Origin of the sequence: Streptosporangium vulgare (assembly GCF_042428775.1) — a bacterium.
GTDB lineage: Bacteria > Actinomycetota > Actinomycetes > Streptosporangiales > Streptosporangiaceae > Streptosporangium > Streptosporangium vulgare.
Window position 1 is genome coordinate 66,195 of the sequence record NZ_JBHMBS010000025.1, and the last position, 13,688, is coordinate 79,882.

The 13,688-nt window shown below is 72.4% G+C and carries 11 protein-coding genes; 6 read left to right on the forward strand and 5 right to left on the reverse strand.

The window, feature by feature from the left end; translation table 11 throughout:
• Positions 1–145 precede the first annotated feature (145 nt).
• Positions 146–1,732, forward strand: a complete 1,587-nt coding sequence (locus ACFFRH_RS34890; RefSeq protein WP_344749977.1) for a glycoside hydrolase family 10-like protein — start codon at positions 146–148, stop codon at positions 1,730–1,732.
• A 217-nt stretch (positions 1,733–1,949) separates the two neighbouring features.
• Positions 1,950–4,199, forward strand: coding sequence for a hypothetical protein (locus tag ACFFRH_RS34895; RefSeq protein ID WP_344749976.1), 2,250 nt, complete (start codon positions 1,950–1,952; stop codon positions 4,197–4,199).
• Here the strand turns inward: ACFFRH_RS34895 and ACFFRH_RS34900 are convergent.
• A complete protein-coding gene (locus tag ACFFRH_RS34900) occupies positions 4,142–4,693 on the reverse strand; it encodes an HIT family protein (RefSeq protein ID WP_344749975.1) in 552 nt (183 codons plus the stop codon). The genes ACFFRH_RS34895 and ACFFRH_RS34900 overlap by 58 nt on opposite strands.
• Positions 4,694–5,094: 401 nt before the next feature.
• Here ACFFRH_RS34900 and ACFFRH_RS34905 point away from each other — a divergent pair, with 401 nt between their 5' ends.
• Positions 5,095–5,907 (forward strand): Asp23/Gls24 family envelope stress response protein, encoded by an 813-nt coding sequence (locus tag ACFFRH_RS34905; RefSeq protein WP_344749974.1) that lies wholly within the window; start codon positions 5,095–5,097, stop codon positions 5,905–5,907.
• A 236-nt stretch (positions 5,908–6,143) separates the two neighbouring features.
• Here the strand turns inward: ACFFRH_RS34905 and thrS are convergent, their stop codons facing one another.
• Both thrS and ACFFRH_RS34915 read right to left on the reverse strand, forming a co-directional pair.
• Positions 6,144–8,168: a threonine--tRNA ligase gene (thrS, locus tag ACFFRH_RS34910; RefSeq protein ID WP_386161675.1), complete on the reverse strand. Its 2,025-nt coding sequence runs from the start codon at positions 8,166–8,168 to the stop codon at positions 6,144–6,146.
• A 69-nt stretch (positions 8,169–8,237) separates the two neighbouring features.
• Complete coding sequence (locus tag ACFFRH_RS34915) at positions 8,238–8,843, reverse strand: glycoside hydrolase family 25 protein (RefSeq protein ID WP_386161677.1); 606 nt, start codon at positions 8,841–8,843, stop codon at positions 8,238–8,240.
• A gap of 93 nt (positions 8,844–8,936) precedes the next feature.
• Here ACFFRH_RS34915 and dapD point away from each other — a divergent pair, with 93 nt between their 5' ends.
• Together dapD and ACFFRH_RS34925 are read left to right on the forward strand one after the other, a co-directional pair.
• Positions 8,937–9,914: a 2,3,4,5-tetrahydropyridine-2,6-dicarboxylate N-succinyltransferase gene (gene dapD / locus ACFFRH_RS34920; protein ID WP_386161679.1), complete on the forward strand. Its 978-nt coding sequence runs from the start codon at positions 8,937–8,939 to the stop codon at positions 9,912–9,914.
• A 364-nt stretch (positions 9,915–10,278) separates the two neighbouring features.
• The gene (locus ACFFRH_RS34925; RefSeq protein WP_386161681.1) at positions 10,279–10,896 is read left to right on the forward strand and encodes a phosphatase PAP2 family protein; all 618 of its coding nucleotides are present in this window, start codon (positions 10,279–10,281) and stop codon (positions 10,894–10,896) included.
• A gap of 163 nt (positions 10,897–11,059) precedes the next feature.
• Here ACFFRH_RS34925 and ACFFRH_RS34930 read toward each other — a convergent pair whose 3' ends face one another.
• Positions 11,060–11,956 carry an LLM class F420-dependent oxidoreductase gene (locus ACFFRH_RS34930; protein ID WP_386161683.1) on the reverse strand — a complete coding sequence of 299 codons (897 nt, stop codon included), beginning with the start codon at positions 11,954–11,956 and terminating at the stop codon, positions 11,060–11,062.
• 200 nt (positions 11,957–12,156) lie between these two features.
• Positions 12,157–13,140, reverse strand: coding sequence for a zinc-dependent alcohol dehydrogenase family protein (locus ACFFRH_RS34935; RefSeq protein WP_386161685.1), 984 nt, complete (start codon positions 13,138–13,140; stop codon positions 12,157–12,159).
• 87 nt (positions 13,141–13,227) lie between these two features.
• Here ACFFRH_RS34935 and ACFFRH_RS34940 point away from each other — a divergent pair, with 87 nt between their 5' ends.
• The gene (locus tag ACFFRH_RS34940; protein WP_386161687.1) at positions 13,228–13,611 is read left to right on the forward strand and encodes a winged helix-turn-helix transcriptional regulator; all 384 of its coding nucleotides are present in this window, start codon (positions 13,228–13,230) and stop codon (positions 13,609–13,611) included.
• The last annotated feature ends 77 nt before the right edge of the window (positions 13,612–13,688 follow it).

Consider the following 13,688-nt stretch of genomic DNA (forward strand, 5'->3'; position numbering starts at 1 on the left):
CGCGCGCCGGACGGAGCCCGTCCCCCGGGGAACGCGCACCGTCCGGCGCACCTCTCCCAGTATGCACACATGTAACAGAGTCATCACGAAAGGATTTCGTTTTTCCGGTCAAAGCACACCGGCGCTGGTGCCACACTGGGGAACCATGCGATACGGACGCCCTCTCCTGGCCGCTGCCGCCCTCGCCGTCCTGACCACGGGAGCCGCCTACACCTTCGGCCCCGACGCCGCGCCCGCCCGGCCCAAGGCCGCGAAGAGCTCGGCGGTCCCGGCCGAGACGGTCGGCTCGACGACCTCGGCACCGGCGCGGTGCGAGGTGGACGCGAGATACCCCAAGCGGCAGCTGCGCGGGGTGTGGATCGCCACCGTCAAGAACATCGACTGGCCCTCGCGGACCGGCCTGTCCCCGGCCCGCCAGCAGGCCGAGTACGTCAAGATCCTCGACAACGCCGTCAAGCGGCGGTTCAACGCGGTGTTCGTCCAGGTCCGCCCCGCCTCCGACGCGCTGTACAAGTCCGACCTGGAGCCGTGGTCGCAGTATCTGACCGGCACGGCGGGCAAGGACCCCGGCTGGGACCCGCTGCCCTTCCTCGTCGCCGAGGCCCACCGGCGCGGCCTGGAGTTCCACGCCTGGTTCAACCCCTACCGGGCGGCCGCCGACGGCGACCTGTCCAAGCTGCCCGCGAGCCACCCCGCCCGGCAGCACCCCGAGTGGATCGTGAAATACGGGGATCTGGCCTACTACAACCCCGGCCTTCCCGCGGTCCGCGACTACGTCACCAAGGTCGTCAAGGACGTGGTGACCCGCTACGACGTCGACGGGGTCCACTTCGACGACTACTTCTACCCCTACCCCGTGCCGGGCGCGAAGTTCGCCGACGGCGCCGCCTTCGCCAGGTACGGCAAGGGCGCCAAGCTCGCCGACTGGCGCCGCGCCAACGTCGACAAGCTGATCGCGCAGGTCGACAAAACCGTGCACGAGGTCAGGAACAGCGTGAAGTTCGGCATCAGCCCGTTCGGGATCTGGCGCAACAAGGCGGAGGACCCCACCGGCTCGGCGACCGGCGGCATGTCCGCGTACGACTCCATCTACGCCGACGCCCGCCACTGGATCAAGAAGGGCACGGTCGACTACGTAATCCCGCAGCTGTACTGGCCGCGCGAGTTCAAGATCGCCGACTACGACGTGCTGATGCCCTGGTGGGCGAACGAGGTCAAGGGCACCGGGGTGCATCTCTACGTCGGCCAGGGCCTGTACCGGGTCGGCGCCACCGACACCGCCGCCTGGACCAGGCCCGGCGAGATGTCCTCCCACCTGACGCGCAACCGCAAGTACGGGCAGGTCTCCGGCGACGTCTACTTCAGCGCCAAGCAGCTCTCCACCAACCCGCTGGGCGCGCTCGACCGCGTCGTCAAGGACCACTACGGCCGCCCGGCGCTGCTGCCGCTGATGAAGGACCGCGGCGGCCAGGCCCCGGCCAAGCCCGCCGACGTGCGTCTCCAGGGCACCGCGCTCAGCTGGAAGAGCTCCCCGGACGCCCGCTCCTACGCGGTCTACCGGATCGCCTCGGGCAAGCCCGGGGAGTGCGCCACCGCCGACGCCCGCAACCTGGTCGCGGTCGTGCCCGCGGCGGCCGGCGACCGCCAGGCGTTCACCGCGACGGGCGGCGGCACCTACCTGGTCACCGCCCTCGACCGCCTGCAGAACGAGAGCGCGCCCTCGCGGACCTGAGTCGACCTGGGCCTCGGCCGTCCTCGGAACGAGACGCGCCCGCGAGGGCCCGGCCCCCGGGCGCGGCGGCCCGCGCGGACGGCGGACGAGGGCGCGCCCACGGCGACCCAGTCCCCGGGCGCGGCGGCGGCCCGCCGGTCCCCGGCACGGCTGGACCCGTGGCACGATCTTCCCCTACGGTGCCAGCACCTGGCTGGAGCTGAAGGGGAGGTCGTTCGTGAAGCGGACGCTTGTCGCGCTTGCGATGGTGCTGGGACTGCTGTGGCCCGGGGCCGCGCACTCCGCCACGCGGGCCGACGGACGGGTGATGCTGATCGGCGTTCCCGGCCTGCGGTGGAGCGATCTCAGCCCCACCGGCACCCCGAACCTGTGGCGGCTGGCCGGGCTGAGCGCGGTCGGGTCCCTGTCGGTCCGCGCGGTGGGCAGGGTGACCTGCCCCTACGACGGGTGGCTCACGGTGTCGGCCGGGGTGAGGTCCGCGGTCGGCTACGGCTGCGGGCTGCCCCCGCTGCCCGAGTCCGGCGAGGCGGGCGCGGTCATCCCCGGCTACGAGTACCTGCACCAGGTCGCCGGCCAGCGCAACGCGGGCGCCCTCGGCGAGGCGGTCCGCGCCGCCGGTGAGTGCACGCTGGCGATCGGCCCCGGGGCCGCGCTGGCACTGGCCGACCGCTCGGGCGCGGTCGACGTGTACGCCCCCTCCCCCGCGCAGATCCGCGCCGACGTGCTCACCAGGTGCCGGGTGATGGCCGTCGACGTCGACGACCTGATCCGGCCGTACGTGATCGGCGAGCGGCTGTCGCCGGACGAGGACCGGCTCACCGCGCAGCAGCGGGCCGCGGCGCTGCGCCTGGCCGACGCCAAGGCGGGGGCGGTGCTGACCGTGCTGCCCAAGGACGTCAGCGTGCTGCTGGCGGGTCTGTCCGACCACGGCGGAAACCCGCACCTGCGGGTGGCCATGATGCGCGACGGGGACGTCTCGGGCCGTTTCCTGGGGGCGGCCTCCACCCACCGCGACGACACCACGATCCTGCCGGACATCACCGCGACGATGCTCTCCCTCACGGGGATCGCGGCGCCGCCGGGCGTGATCGGGATCCCCTGGCAGGCGAGCGAGCGGCGCACCGGCGGCACCGAGGCGGCGAGCGTCGAGCTGGAGCGGGCCGACGTGGCCGGGGAGACGATCAGGAACGTGGGCGGGATCTTCTTCACCGCGGTCGCGGTGCTGCAGGTCGCCTTCTACCTGACCGCGTTCCTGCTGCTGCGCCGCAGGCGGGGGCTGACCGGCGTCCGGGTGGCCGCGGTGGCGCTGGCCTCGGTGCCGGTGTCGACGTACCTGGTGAACCTCACCCCCTGGCACCACGCGGGATCGCCGGTGCTCGCGCTGGTCGGCGGGATCGCCGGATGCGCGCTGCTGCTGACCACGGCGGCGCTGGCGGGGCCCTGGCGCCGGGCGCCGCTCGGGCCGCTGGCGGTGGTGGCCGGGGTGACCGCGGCGGTGCTGGCGGGCGACCTGCTGACCGGGACGACCCTGCAGCTCAACAGCGTGATGGGCTACAGCGCCGTGGTCGGGGCCCGCTACTACGGCCTGGGCAACATCCCGTTCGCGCTCTTCGCCACCTCGGTGCTGCTGCTCGCCGCCACGATCGCGCACCGGCTGACGCGCGGGAACCGCGCGGCCGCGCCGGCCGTGTCATCCGTGTCGCCCGTGTCGCCCGTGTCGCCCGGTGGCGGCCAGCCGGGCGGCCCCTCGGGTTCGGCGGCGGGCGACGTCGCGGCGGACCGGACCTCACCCGGTGGCCGCGTGAGCCTGGTGGCCGCCGCCGTCGTGGCGGTGCTCGGCGGCTTCGCGATGATCCTGGGCGGCTGGCCTGGCGTGGGCAGCGACTTCGGCGGGGTGATCGCGTTCGTGCCGGGCATCGCGGTGACCGCGCTGCTGATCGCGGGCAGGCGGGTCTCGATCGTCAAGCTGGGCGCGTTCTGCGTGGCGGGCGGCGTCATCGTGATGTCCATCGCCTACCTCGACTACCTGCGCCCGCCGGGCTCGCAGACGCACCTGGGCCGCTTCGTCGGCCAGGTGTTCACCGGCGAGGCCATGGAGGTGATCGGCCGCAAGTTCGGCGCAATGCTGGGCACGCTGCTCAGCCCCAACCTGATGCCGGTCGTGATCGCCGCGGTGGCGTTCCTCGTCTACGCGCTGCTGCGTCCCGAGCAGGCGACCGCGGGGGTGCTGCCCGCCGCGTTCGCGCACTCCCCCGCGCTGCGGGCCGGGCTGATCGGCACCCTGGTCAGCGGGGTGGTCGGCATGCTGGTCAACGACTCGGGCGCCGCGGTGCTCTCGATGGCGCTGGCGCTCGCCGTGCCGCTGACGCTGTCGGCGGGCATCAAGGCCCTGGACGAGGGCGCCTCGCGCTACGACGGCCCGGGCCAGGAGCCGGCGAGCAACTCCCTGGTGTCGCGCAGCAGCTGAGGGAGCACCCTGGTCTGGCCGACGACGGGCATGAAGTTGGTGTCGCCGCCCCACCGGGGCACCACGTGCTGGTGCAGGTGGGCCGCGATCCCGGCGCCCGCCACGCCGCCCAGGTTCATGCCCACGTTGAAGCCCTGCGCGCCGCTGGCCTTGCGCAGGGCGACCAGCGCCCGCCGGGTGAAGTCGGCGAGCTCGAAGGTCTCCGCCTCGTCCAGGTCCGTGTAGTCCGGAACGTGCCGGTAGGGGCAGACCATCAGGTGGCCGGAGTTGTACGGGTAGAGGTTGAGCAGCGCGAAGACCGTCTCCCCCCGGGCGACGATCAGGCCGTCCTCGTCGCTCATGCCGGGGATCTCGCAGAACGGGCAGCCGTCCTCGGGGCCGGAACCGGCGGGTTTGCTGGCTCCCTTGATGTAGGCCATCCGGTGGGGGGTCCAGAGTCTCTGGAACGCGTCCGGTATCCCCGCTCCGTGCTGCGCCTCCGGCTCGTTGCTCATGGTCGCCAGCATATTGCCACGCCGATTCCCGCCGTCTTGCGCCTCCCCCGGCGCCGCCCCGGCCGCGCTCCCGTCCCTGCTGCCCGCCCGGGGTCCTGCCGGTGCCCTCGTCCGCGCCACCTCTCACGCCACCTCTCACACCGCCGCCCGTGCCACCGCTCACGCCCTCGTTCAGGGCCCCGCCGGCGCCCTCGCCCGGCCACCGTCCGTGCCCCCGCCCGGGACACCGCCGATACCCCTGCCCGCGTCGCCGCCCGTGCCATCGCTCGGAGCCCGGAACGGTCAAGATCTGGTGCCGGTACGGGACGGGCGGTGGATGTCACACGGTATTGACGGACGAATGCGACAGATTTCCGGCAGAATCCCCCCAGCACGATCATCGACTGCCGAGGAGCACCCTTATGACCGACGTCTCCGTCGAGGAGCCGACCGAGGAGACCGCGTCCCCCGGGTCCCCAGCGTCTCCGACGTCCGCCACACCTTCCACGTCCTCCGCGGAAACGAGCGGGAGGCCCACCCGCCCGTTCTCCCTCAGCCTGTCCCTGTCCGCCGCCGCGGAGCCGCCCTCGCCGGCGCCGGTCCCGGCCCTCGACCCCCTCGACCCCCTCGACCCCCTCGACTCCCTCGACGAGCCGGTCACCTCCACGGGCGAGCCCTTCCTCGCCGTGGTCGAGGCGCTCCCCGAGCCGTCACCCGTGTCCGGGACGCCGGACGACGCGCCCTCCTCCGCTCCCGCTCCCGTCTCCGCCAGGACGGCGCCGTCCCCGGTGTCCCCGGTCTCTTCGGTGTCTTCGGTGTCCCCCGTCTCCGCGGTGTCCTCGGCCGTGGTGAAGGGCCGGATCAAGGTGGCCGACGAGGTGGTGGAGAAGGTCGCGGCCCTCGCCACGCTGGAGGTCACGGGCGTCGCCGAGCTGGGTGGCGACGCCGCCCACGCGGTGGAGCCGATGCGCGAGCGCGCGGGCATCGCCAGGCGCGGCCCCCGGGGCGTCAACGCCCACGTGCAGGACCGTACAGCGGCCGTGGACGTGACGATCGTGGCGGAGTACGGGCACGTGGTGATGGACGTGGCCAACGAGGTCAAGACCAACGTGGCCCGGACCATCAGCCGGATGCTGGGCATGCGGGTCGTGGAGGTCAACGTCGACGTCGAGGACGTCCGCATGCCGGGCGAGACCGGCTCGAAGGCTCCCACGGAGCCCGGCGACGACGCGTAGGGCGGCCGAGGGGGCCCGGCGAAGGCCGGTGACGGGACACGGACGCCGAAGGCCCGGCGAAAACCGTGGGACGCCGAGCCCCCGAGAGGCCCCGCCTCGCTGAGAGCCGTAGGACGTTCAGGGGCCACGAGGGCCCCGGTTGCCACGAAGGTCCCGGCGAAGGCCCGGAAACGACGTACGGGGGGCCGCGAAGCCCCCCGTACGCCCGTGGGCGGCCTCGGCCGCCCACGGGAAGGTCAGACCTGGACCCGGCGCTCGATCGCGTCGACGATCTCGGCGATCGCCTCGTCGACCGGCACCCCGTTCTTCTGCTCGCCGTTGCGGAAGCGGAAGGAGACCGCGCCGTTGGCGATGTCGTCGTCGCCCGCCAGGAGCATGAACGGCACCTTGGACTTCTGCGCGTTGCGGATCTTCTTCTGCATGCGGTCGTCGGAGGCGTCGACCTCGATCCTGACGCCCCGCTCGCGGGCCTTCTTGGCCAGGTCCTGGAGGTAGGGCACGTGGGCCTCGGCGATCGGGATGCCGACCACCTGGACCGGCGCGAGCCAGGGGGGGAACGCGCCCGCGTAGTGCTCGACCAGGACGCCGAAGAAGCGCTCGATCGAGCCGAACAGCGCCCGGTGGATCATGACGGGCTGCTGCCGGGAGCCGTCGGTCGACTGGTACCCCAGCTCGAAGAGGTGCGGCAGGTTGAAGTCGAGCTGGATCGTCGACATCTGCCAGGTCCTGCCGATCGCGTCACGGGCCTGGACGGAGATCTTCGGCCCGTAGAACGCCGCGCCGCCCGGGTCGAGGACGAGCTCCAGCTTCTCCGACTCGGCGACCTCCCGCAGGGTCTCGGTCGCCTCCTCCCAGTCCTCGTCGTTGCCGACGAACTTGACCGGGTCCTTGGTCGACAGCTCCAGGTAGAAGTCGTCGAGCCCATAGTCGCGGAGCAGGTCGAGCACGAAGCGCAGCAGCGACTTCAGCTCGTCGCGCATCTGGTCGCGGGTGCAGTAGATGTGCGCGTCGTCCTGCGTCATGCCGCGCACCCGGGTCAGGCCGTGGATGACGCCGGACTTCTCGTAGCGGTAGACAGCCCCGAATTCGAACAGCCGCAGCGGCAGCTCCCGGTAGGACCGCCCGCGGGACCTGAAGATCAGGTTGTGCATCGGGCAGTTCATCGGCTTGAGGTAGTACTTGGCCCCCTCCAGCTCCATGGGGGGGAACATCCCGTCGGCGTACCAGTCGAGGTGGCCGGAGATCTTGTAGAGCCCCTCCTTGGTGATGTGCGGGGTGTTGACGAAGGAGTATCCCGCCTCCTCGTGCCGCCTGCGCGAGTAGTCCTCCATCACACGGCGGATCACGCCGCCCTTGGGATGGAAGACCGGCAGGCCCGAACCCAGCTCGTCGGGGAAGGAGAACAGGTCGAGCTCGGCGCCCAGCTTGCGGTGGTCGCGCTTCTCGGCCTCCTCCAGCAGGTGGAGGTATTCGTCCTGCTTCTCGCGCGACTCCCAGGCGGTGCCGTAGATCCGCTGGAGCTGCGGGTTCTTCTCGCTGCCCCGCCAGTAGGCGCCGCCCGAGCGCATCAGCTTGAAGGCCGGGATGGACCGGGTGGTCGGCACGTGCGGGCCGCGGCACAGGTCCTTCCAGCACAGCTCGCCGGTCTTGGCGTCGAGGTTGTCGTAGATGGTCAGCTCGCCGCCACCCACCTCGACGCTCTCCTCGTCGCTGACAGTCAGCTCCCCGGCTCCGCCTCCCACGGGCACCTCGACGCTCTCCTCGTCGGCCGCGCCGCCCTTGAGGCCGATCAGCTCCAGCTTGTACGGCTCCGAGGCGAGCTCCTCGGCGGCCTGCTCGTCGGAGACGGGCCTGCGGGAGAAGAGCTGCCCCTGCTTGACGATCTCGCGCATGCGCTTCTCGATGCGCTTGAGGTCCTCGGGGGTGAACGGGTCCTTGACGTCGAAGTCGTAGTAGAAGCCGTTCTCGACCGGCGGGCCGATGCCCAGCCTGGCCTCGGGGAAGATCTCCTGGACGGCCTGGGCCATGACGTGCGCGGTGGAGTGGCGGACGATGGCGCGCCCGTCGGCGCTGCCCACGGGGACCGGCTCGATCACGTCGCCCTCGGCCACCCGGGCCGCGAGGTCCCTCAGCTCGCCGTTGGCGCGGGCGGCGACCACCGAGCGGCCGTCGGCCTCCAGCGCCTCCCCGTACGTCGTGCCTCCCGCCACCACACGCGCGGTTCCGGCGAGGGTGATACGAAGCTCTGGCACGGCGGACACGGTTGCTCCCTGGGAGACGTCGACGGATGGTCTGGGAATCGATGCTACCGGTGTCGGCAACGCGATTTCTCAGGCGTCGCGGCTGCGGCGGTAGCCCAGGGAGGTCAGCTCGGCCCGGGTGCCGCGGAAGACGTTGCGATCGACGGGTTTGTTCGAGTGCTGGTGGATCGTCCACCTGCTCCACGGCCTCGGCACCTCCGGCCTGCCCCGGGGGTGGTCGGGCGCGGCGATCCACAACGGGTAGGGCTCCAGCCCGGCGCAGTTGCCGTTGCGCGCGAACGACAGGAACGTGTAGATCACCGGCTTCACCCCCGACAGCGCGACGATCGCCTGGCACCAGCTGCGGGCGAAGCGCGCCACCCGGTGCGCCGGGAGGTGGTCGTCGGTCTCCAGGTCGAGCGCGAGCAGGTCCCCCCGGCGCAGCCCGCCGGCCCGCTGCACGATCCGCAGGAAGTGCACCGCCTGCGCCTCGGGATCTCCCGCGGGACGGGCGAAATGGTAGGCGCCGCAGACGATCCAGCTCTCGCGCATGCCGTTCCAGTTGGTGCCGAACCACTTGTCGGTGAAGGTGCTCCCCTCGCTCGCCTTGGCGAAGGCGAAGGAGACCCCGCCCCTCGCGTACGCGCCCCAGTTGACGGCACCCTGCCAGTTCGACACGTCGATCCCCTGCAACATGGCGGCCACGCTAACCACCGGGCGCGTCGGGCACACGGACGACGCTCCCTCGGCGTACTGCCATTGCGGCCGCTTTGGCTAGGCTTGGTCGGCGTGAACGCAGCAGCCCAGATCTCCGGCGCCCACGCGACCGGCATCGCGACCATCACCTCCGGCGGAACCGTGCTCGACACCTGGTTCCCCTCCCCACGGCTGGGCGAGCCCTCCTCGCCGGGCACCACGCGGCTGACCGAACGGGAGGCGGTCGAGGAGCTCGGTTCCGGGGTCGCCGCGCTGCTCGGCCCCGACGAGGACCGCGGCGTGGAGGTGGTCGCGGTACGCACCGGCATCACCAAGCTGTCGGAGGCCCCGGCCGACGCCCACGACGCCTACCTGCGCCTGCACCTGCTGTCGGCGCGTCTCGTCCAGCCGCACGGCCAGAACCTGGACGGGCTGTTCGGCCTGCTCAGCAACGTGGTGTGGACCAACCACGGCCCGTGCGCCGTCGAGGGCTTCGAGGAGGTACGGCTCCGCCTGCGCGCCCGCGGGCAGGTGACCGTCTACGGCGTGGACAAGTTCCCCCGGATGGTCGACTACGTGGTGCCCGGCGGCGTCCGGATCGCCGAGGCCGACCGGGTCCGCCTCGGCGCGCACCTGGCGAGCGGCACCACCGTGATGCACGAGGGCTTCGTCAACTTCAACGCCGGGACGCTCGGCACCTCCATGGTCGAGGGCCGCATCTCGGCGGGCGTCGTCGTGGGCGACGGCTCGGACGTGGGCGGCGGCGCCTCGATCATGGGCACCCTGTCCGGCGGCGGCAAGCAGGTCATCTCCATCGGGCGGCGCTGCCTGCTGGGCGCCAACAGCGGCGTCGGCATCTCCCTGGGCGACGACTGCGTCGTGGAGGCGGGCCTGTACGTCACCGCCGGGACCAAGGTGGCCCTGCCCGGTGGACGGGTGGTCAAGGCCGCCGAGCTCTCCGGCGCCTCCGGCCTGCTGTTCCGCCGCAACTCCACCTCGGGCGCGGTCGAGGCCGTACCCCGCGAGGGGACGGGCGTGGAGCTCAACAGCACCCTGCACGCCAACGACTGACCCTTCGGCAGGGAGCGCCCCTCCCGAGCACACTCGCGAGCGCCCCGTGGGCGCGGCCCGCCGCCCTCGCGGAGCGCCGGGTCACTCTCCGGGGCGCCGTACGGGGTCACCGTCCGGGTCACCGCCGGGGCCACCGCCGAGGCCGCCGCCGGGCGCCACCCCGGTCACCCCGGCTGTCCCGGCCGCTGGGCGCGACCCCGAGGCCGTAGGTGCCGTTGATGTTCGTCCCCGGGCCCCTCAGCTGACAGGGTGGCCCCAGGGCCCCCACGGGCCACACGGGCCGCACAGCCCTCATGTCGACGCGGGCGGGCCGACCCCCTCACCGGAAGCCCGGGAGCGGGGTCTCCGCGCTGGGAGGATTCAGATGACCGGTCAGGAGATGGCGGGGGACGGCGAGAGCGCCTCGGGAGCGGTGGCCCGGTGGGTGACCAGCCTGTTCGCGCCACAGGTGCTGGTCATCGGGCTGCCCCCGCTCGTCGGGCTGATGGCCGACGGCTGGCCGGGCGCGGCCTGGGGCCTGGTGGCCTCGGCCCTGTGCGGCGGGATCCCGGCCCTGGTGATCCTGGCCGGGGTCCGTTCCGGGCGCCTCGACTCCCACCACCTGGTCGACCGGGCGAGCCGGACGGTTCCGCTGCTGGTGGCGGTCGTGGCGGTGGTCGTCGCGCTGACGCTGCTGATCCTGCTGGGCGCGCCCCGGCTCCTGGTGGCCACGGTGACCGCGATGCTGGCCGCGCTCGCGGTCACGGTCCCGATCACCCTCCGGTGGAAGATCTCCTTCCACGCGGCCGTGTCGGCGGGCACCGTGGTGGTGCTGGCCCACGTGCTGCCCGCCGTGCCCACGCTGGTCGCGGGCGCGCTGGTCGTGGCGACGGTGTGCTGGGCGCGGGTCAGGCTCACCCACCACACGCCCGCCCAGGTCGCCGCCGGGACCGTCACCGGCGCGGGAACGGCCTGGGCGGCCCTGAGCGCCTTCGGCGTCTGAGCGGGCGGGCACCACGGTCGAAGCCGCCCCCAAGCGCGGCCATGGGCGCTCCGAAGACGCCCTCCCGCCGCGACCGCGGGCGCTCCGGCCGGAGGCGGTCCAGGCCGGAGTCCCCTGCGGCGCCGGAGCCCGCCCACGGGTCCGGAAGCGGGCGGCGGAGCTCTCAGAGGAGGCTCTTGAGGAACTCCCTCGTCCGGGTGTCCGACGAGTACTCAGCGGCGACGAAGTCGGTGACCCCGGCCTTGGCGAGCACCTCGATCCGCGCCGCCACCTCGTCCTCGTCGCCGATGATCGCCACGTCCGCCGGGCCCTCGGCGCCCTCCCTGTCGAGCACCGCCCGGTACGACGGCAGCTGGCCGTAGATCGCGAACCGCTCGGCGGCGAGCGCCCTGGCCGCCTCGGGGTCGTCGGTGACGCAGACGGGCAGCGCGCACACGATCCTCGGCTCGGGGCGCCCGGCGGCCCGCGCGGCCTCGGTGACGGCGGGCACCACGTGCTCGGCCACCGTCCTGGCACCGGTCATCCACAGCACGGTGCCGTCGGCCACCTCCCCTGCCAGCTTGAGCATCCTCGGGGCCAGCGCGGCGATGAGCACGGGCATGTCCCTCGGCCCCGGCGTGCTCAGGCCCAGCCGTCCCGTGAGGGTCTCCCCCTCGAAGTCCGCGTTCTCCCCGCGCGCGAGCGGCATCAGGATCGACAGGTACTCGCGCATGTGGCGGGCGGGCCGGTCGAAGCTCATGCCGTACATGCCCTCGATCACGATCTGGTGCGAGAGCCCGATGCCGAGGGTGAGCCGTCCGTCGAGGACGGCGTTGACGGTGAGCGCCTGCTGGGCGAGGGCCGCCGGGTGTCGCGGGTAGGTCGGGACGACGCCGGTGCCGAGTTCGATCCCGGGCACCTGGCTTCCGATCACGGCGAGCGCGGTCAGCGTGTCGAGGCCGAACATCTGGGACATCCACACGGAGGAGAAGCCGTCGTCGGCCCCGCGGGCGATGCGCTCCCGCAGCCGGCCGAACGCGTCCGGCTTCTGGGATTCATTGAGGAACAGTCCGAATCGCATCGCTACCGAACTCCATTCTAGTAAGTTCGGCCCAGTCTATTACTCCGGTACTCCGGCGACAGATCGTGATCGGCCGATTTCGGCGATCGTTCGGCGCCGAACGCGACCGGTGCCGAACGCGGCCGGTGCGAGCTCTTGCCTGGCGGGTTCGTCGCCGGGTCGACCGGCCCGCCACAAGATCACGATCTGTCGCCGGAGTCCTACACCGTGACGACGATCTTCTTCCCGGCGTGGAGCCCTTTCTCGAGGTGGCGGTGCGCCTCGACGACATCGTCGAGGGCGAACACCCTGTCGAGGGCGGGCCGCAGCGCACCGAGGCGTACACCGGCGTTCAGGAAGGCCGCCATGCGCTTCACCACGACGGCGTCGAGGGTGTGCTCGAAGCTTCGGTAGCCGAAGATCGTGAGCGGCGTGCTTCCCGGGAAGGGGGTGGGCCGAGGGTCCAGGAAGCCCGCGGCGACCAGTGTTCCGCCGGGGCGGGCCGCCTTCAGGAGATCCTGCTGGCCGGGGCCCATGACAACGTCGAGGACGATGTCGGCGCCGGTCCCGCCGGTGAGGTCGCGGACGGCTTCGACGACGTCCATCTGGTCGGTGGCGATGACCGCGGCCGCGCCCGCGGCGAGCAGGTCGTCCTTCTTCGCGGTGTGCCGGGTGACGGCGATGGGCACGGCGCCGATCTGGTTGGCGATCTGCATCGCCGCCCGGCCGACGCCGCCGGACGCGGCGGTGACGAGGACGTGGTCGCCGGGCCGCATCCTCGCCTTCTCGACGAGCGCGCCGTAGGCGGTGGAGTACGCGACCCAGATCGCCGCCGCCTCCGTGACTCCGAGCCCGGCCGGCCGGGCGATGACCCGGCTCGCGGGGACCGTGGTGTGTTCGGCGTAGCTGCCCCTGACGCTCGCGTCCGGAACGGCCGTGAGGATGACCGGATCTCCGATCTCCAGCCCGGTGGTCTCGGGGCCCAGCGCGTCGACGACGCCGGTTCCTTCGACGCCGAGGCGGGCGTGCGGCAGGGAGACGGCCGCGGGCAGGGCGCCGGAACGCATCATCTGGTCGAGCGGGTTGACGGCGAACGCCTCGATCCTGACCCGTACCTCACCGGCCGCGGGCTCGACGACCGGTTCCTCGACGACGTGCATGACATCCGGCCCGCCGAACTCGTCGAACACGACGACTCGTGACATGGTGACTCCTCCGCGTCTGACGCTGGTTTCGTTGCTCGCGGAAGACGTTACGGAGCCGTGGGTTACCTCCTGGTACCTTCGATTTCCATGCAGAACGCGGCTGGACCATCCTTCCTCGCCGACTGTCCCACGCGCCTGGCGGTCGACATCATCTCCGACAAGTGGGCCGTGCTCGTGCTCTTCGGGCTCAGCCATCAGCCTCGCAGGCACGGTGAGCTCGTCGACCTCATCGGCGGCATCTCGCGCAAGGTCCTCACCCAGACGCTGCGCCGGCTCCAGCGGTACGGTCTGGTCGAACGCCGTGCCGAAGCGCCACGGCGGGTCGAGTACAGCCTCACCGACCTCGGCCGGACCCTCGTCGAGCCCATCGAGGTCCTGACGAACTGGGCGATGGAGCACGGCGAGGCCATCGTCGATTTCCAGGAGGCGGCGGAGGCCGCCACCTCTGCCCGGGCTCGCGCGGCGGGTTGATCCTGGCGATGGGCGGCCTCGCCGACGGGGCGGCGACCGCCGGCATCACGGGAGAACACGACCTGAGGGCCCGAGAG

What these genes read in the sequence shown, in the direction of transcription:
- ACFFRH_RS34890 (WP_344749977.1), top strand. Translation starts at nt 146, where the DNA reads ATGCGATACGGACGCCCTCTCCTGGCCGCTGCCGCCCTCGCCGTCCTG.
- ACFFRH_RS34900 (WP_344749975.1), bottom strand. Translation starts at nt 4,693, where the DNA reads ATGAGCAACGAGCCGGAGGCGCAGCACGGAGCGGGGATACCGGACGCG.
- ACFFRH_RS34905 (WP_344749974.1), top strand. Translation starts at nt 5,095, where the DNA reads ATGACCGACGTCTCCGTCGAGGAGCCGACCGAGGAGACCGCGTCCCCC.
- ACFFRH_RS34915 (WP_386161677.1), bottom strand. Translation starts at nt 8,843, where the DNA reads ATGTTGCAGGGGATCGACGTGTCGAACTGGCAGGGTGCCGTCAACTGG.
- ACFFRH_RS34925 (WP_386161681.1), top strand. Translation starts at nt 10,279, where the DNA reads ATGACCGGTCAGGAGATGGCGGGGGACGGCGAGAGCGCCTCGGGAGCG.
- ACFFRH_RS34930 (WP_386161683.1), bottom strand. Translation starts at nt 11,956, where the DNA reads ATGCGATTCGGACTGTTCCTCAATGAATCCCAGAAGCCGGACGCGTTC.
- ACFFRH_RS34935 (WP_386161685.1), bottom strand. Translation starts at nt 13,140, where the DNA reads ATGTCACGAGTCGTCGTGTTCGACGAGTTCGGCGGGCCGGATGTCATG.
- ACFFRH_RS34940 (WP_386161687.1), top strand. Translation starts at nt 13,228, where the DNA reads ATGCAGAACGCGGCTGGACCATCCTTCCTCGCCGACTGTCCCACGCGC.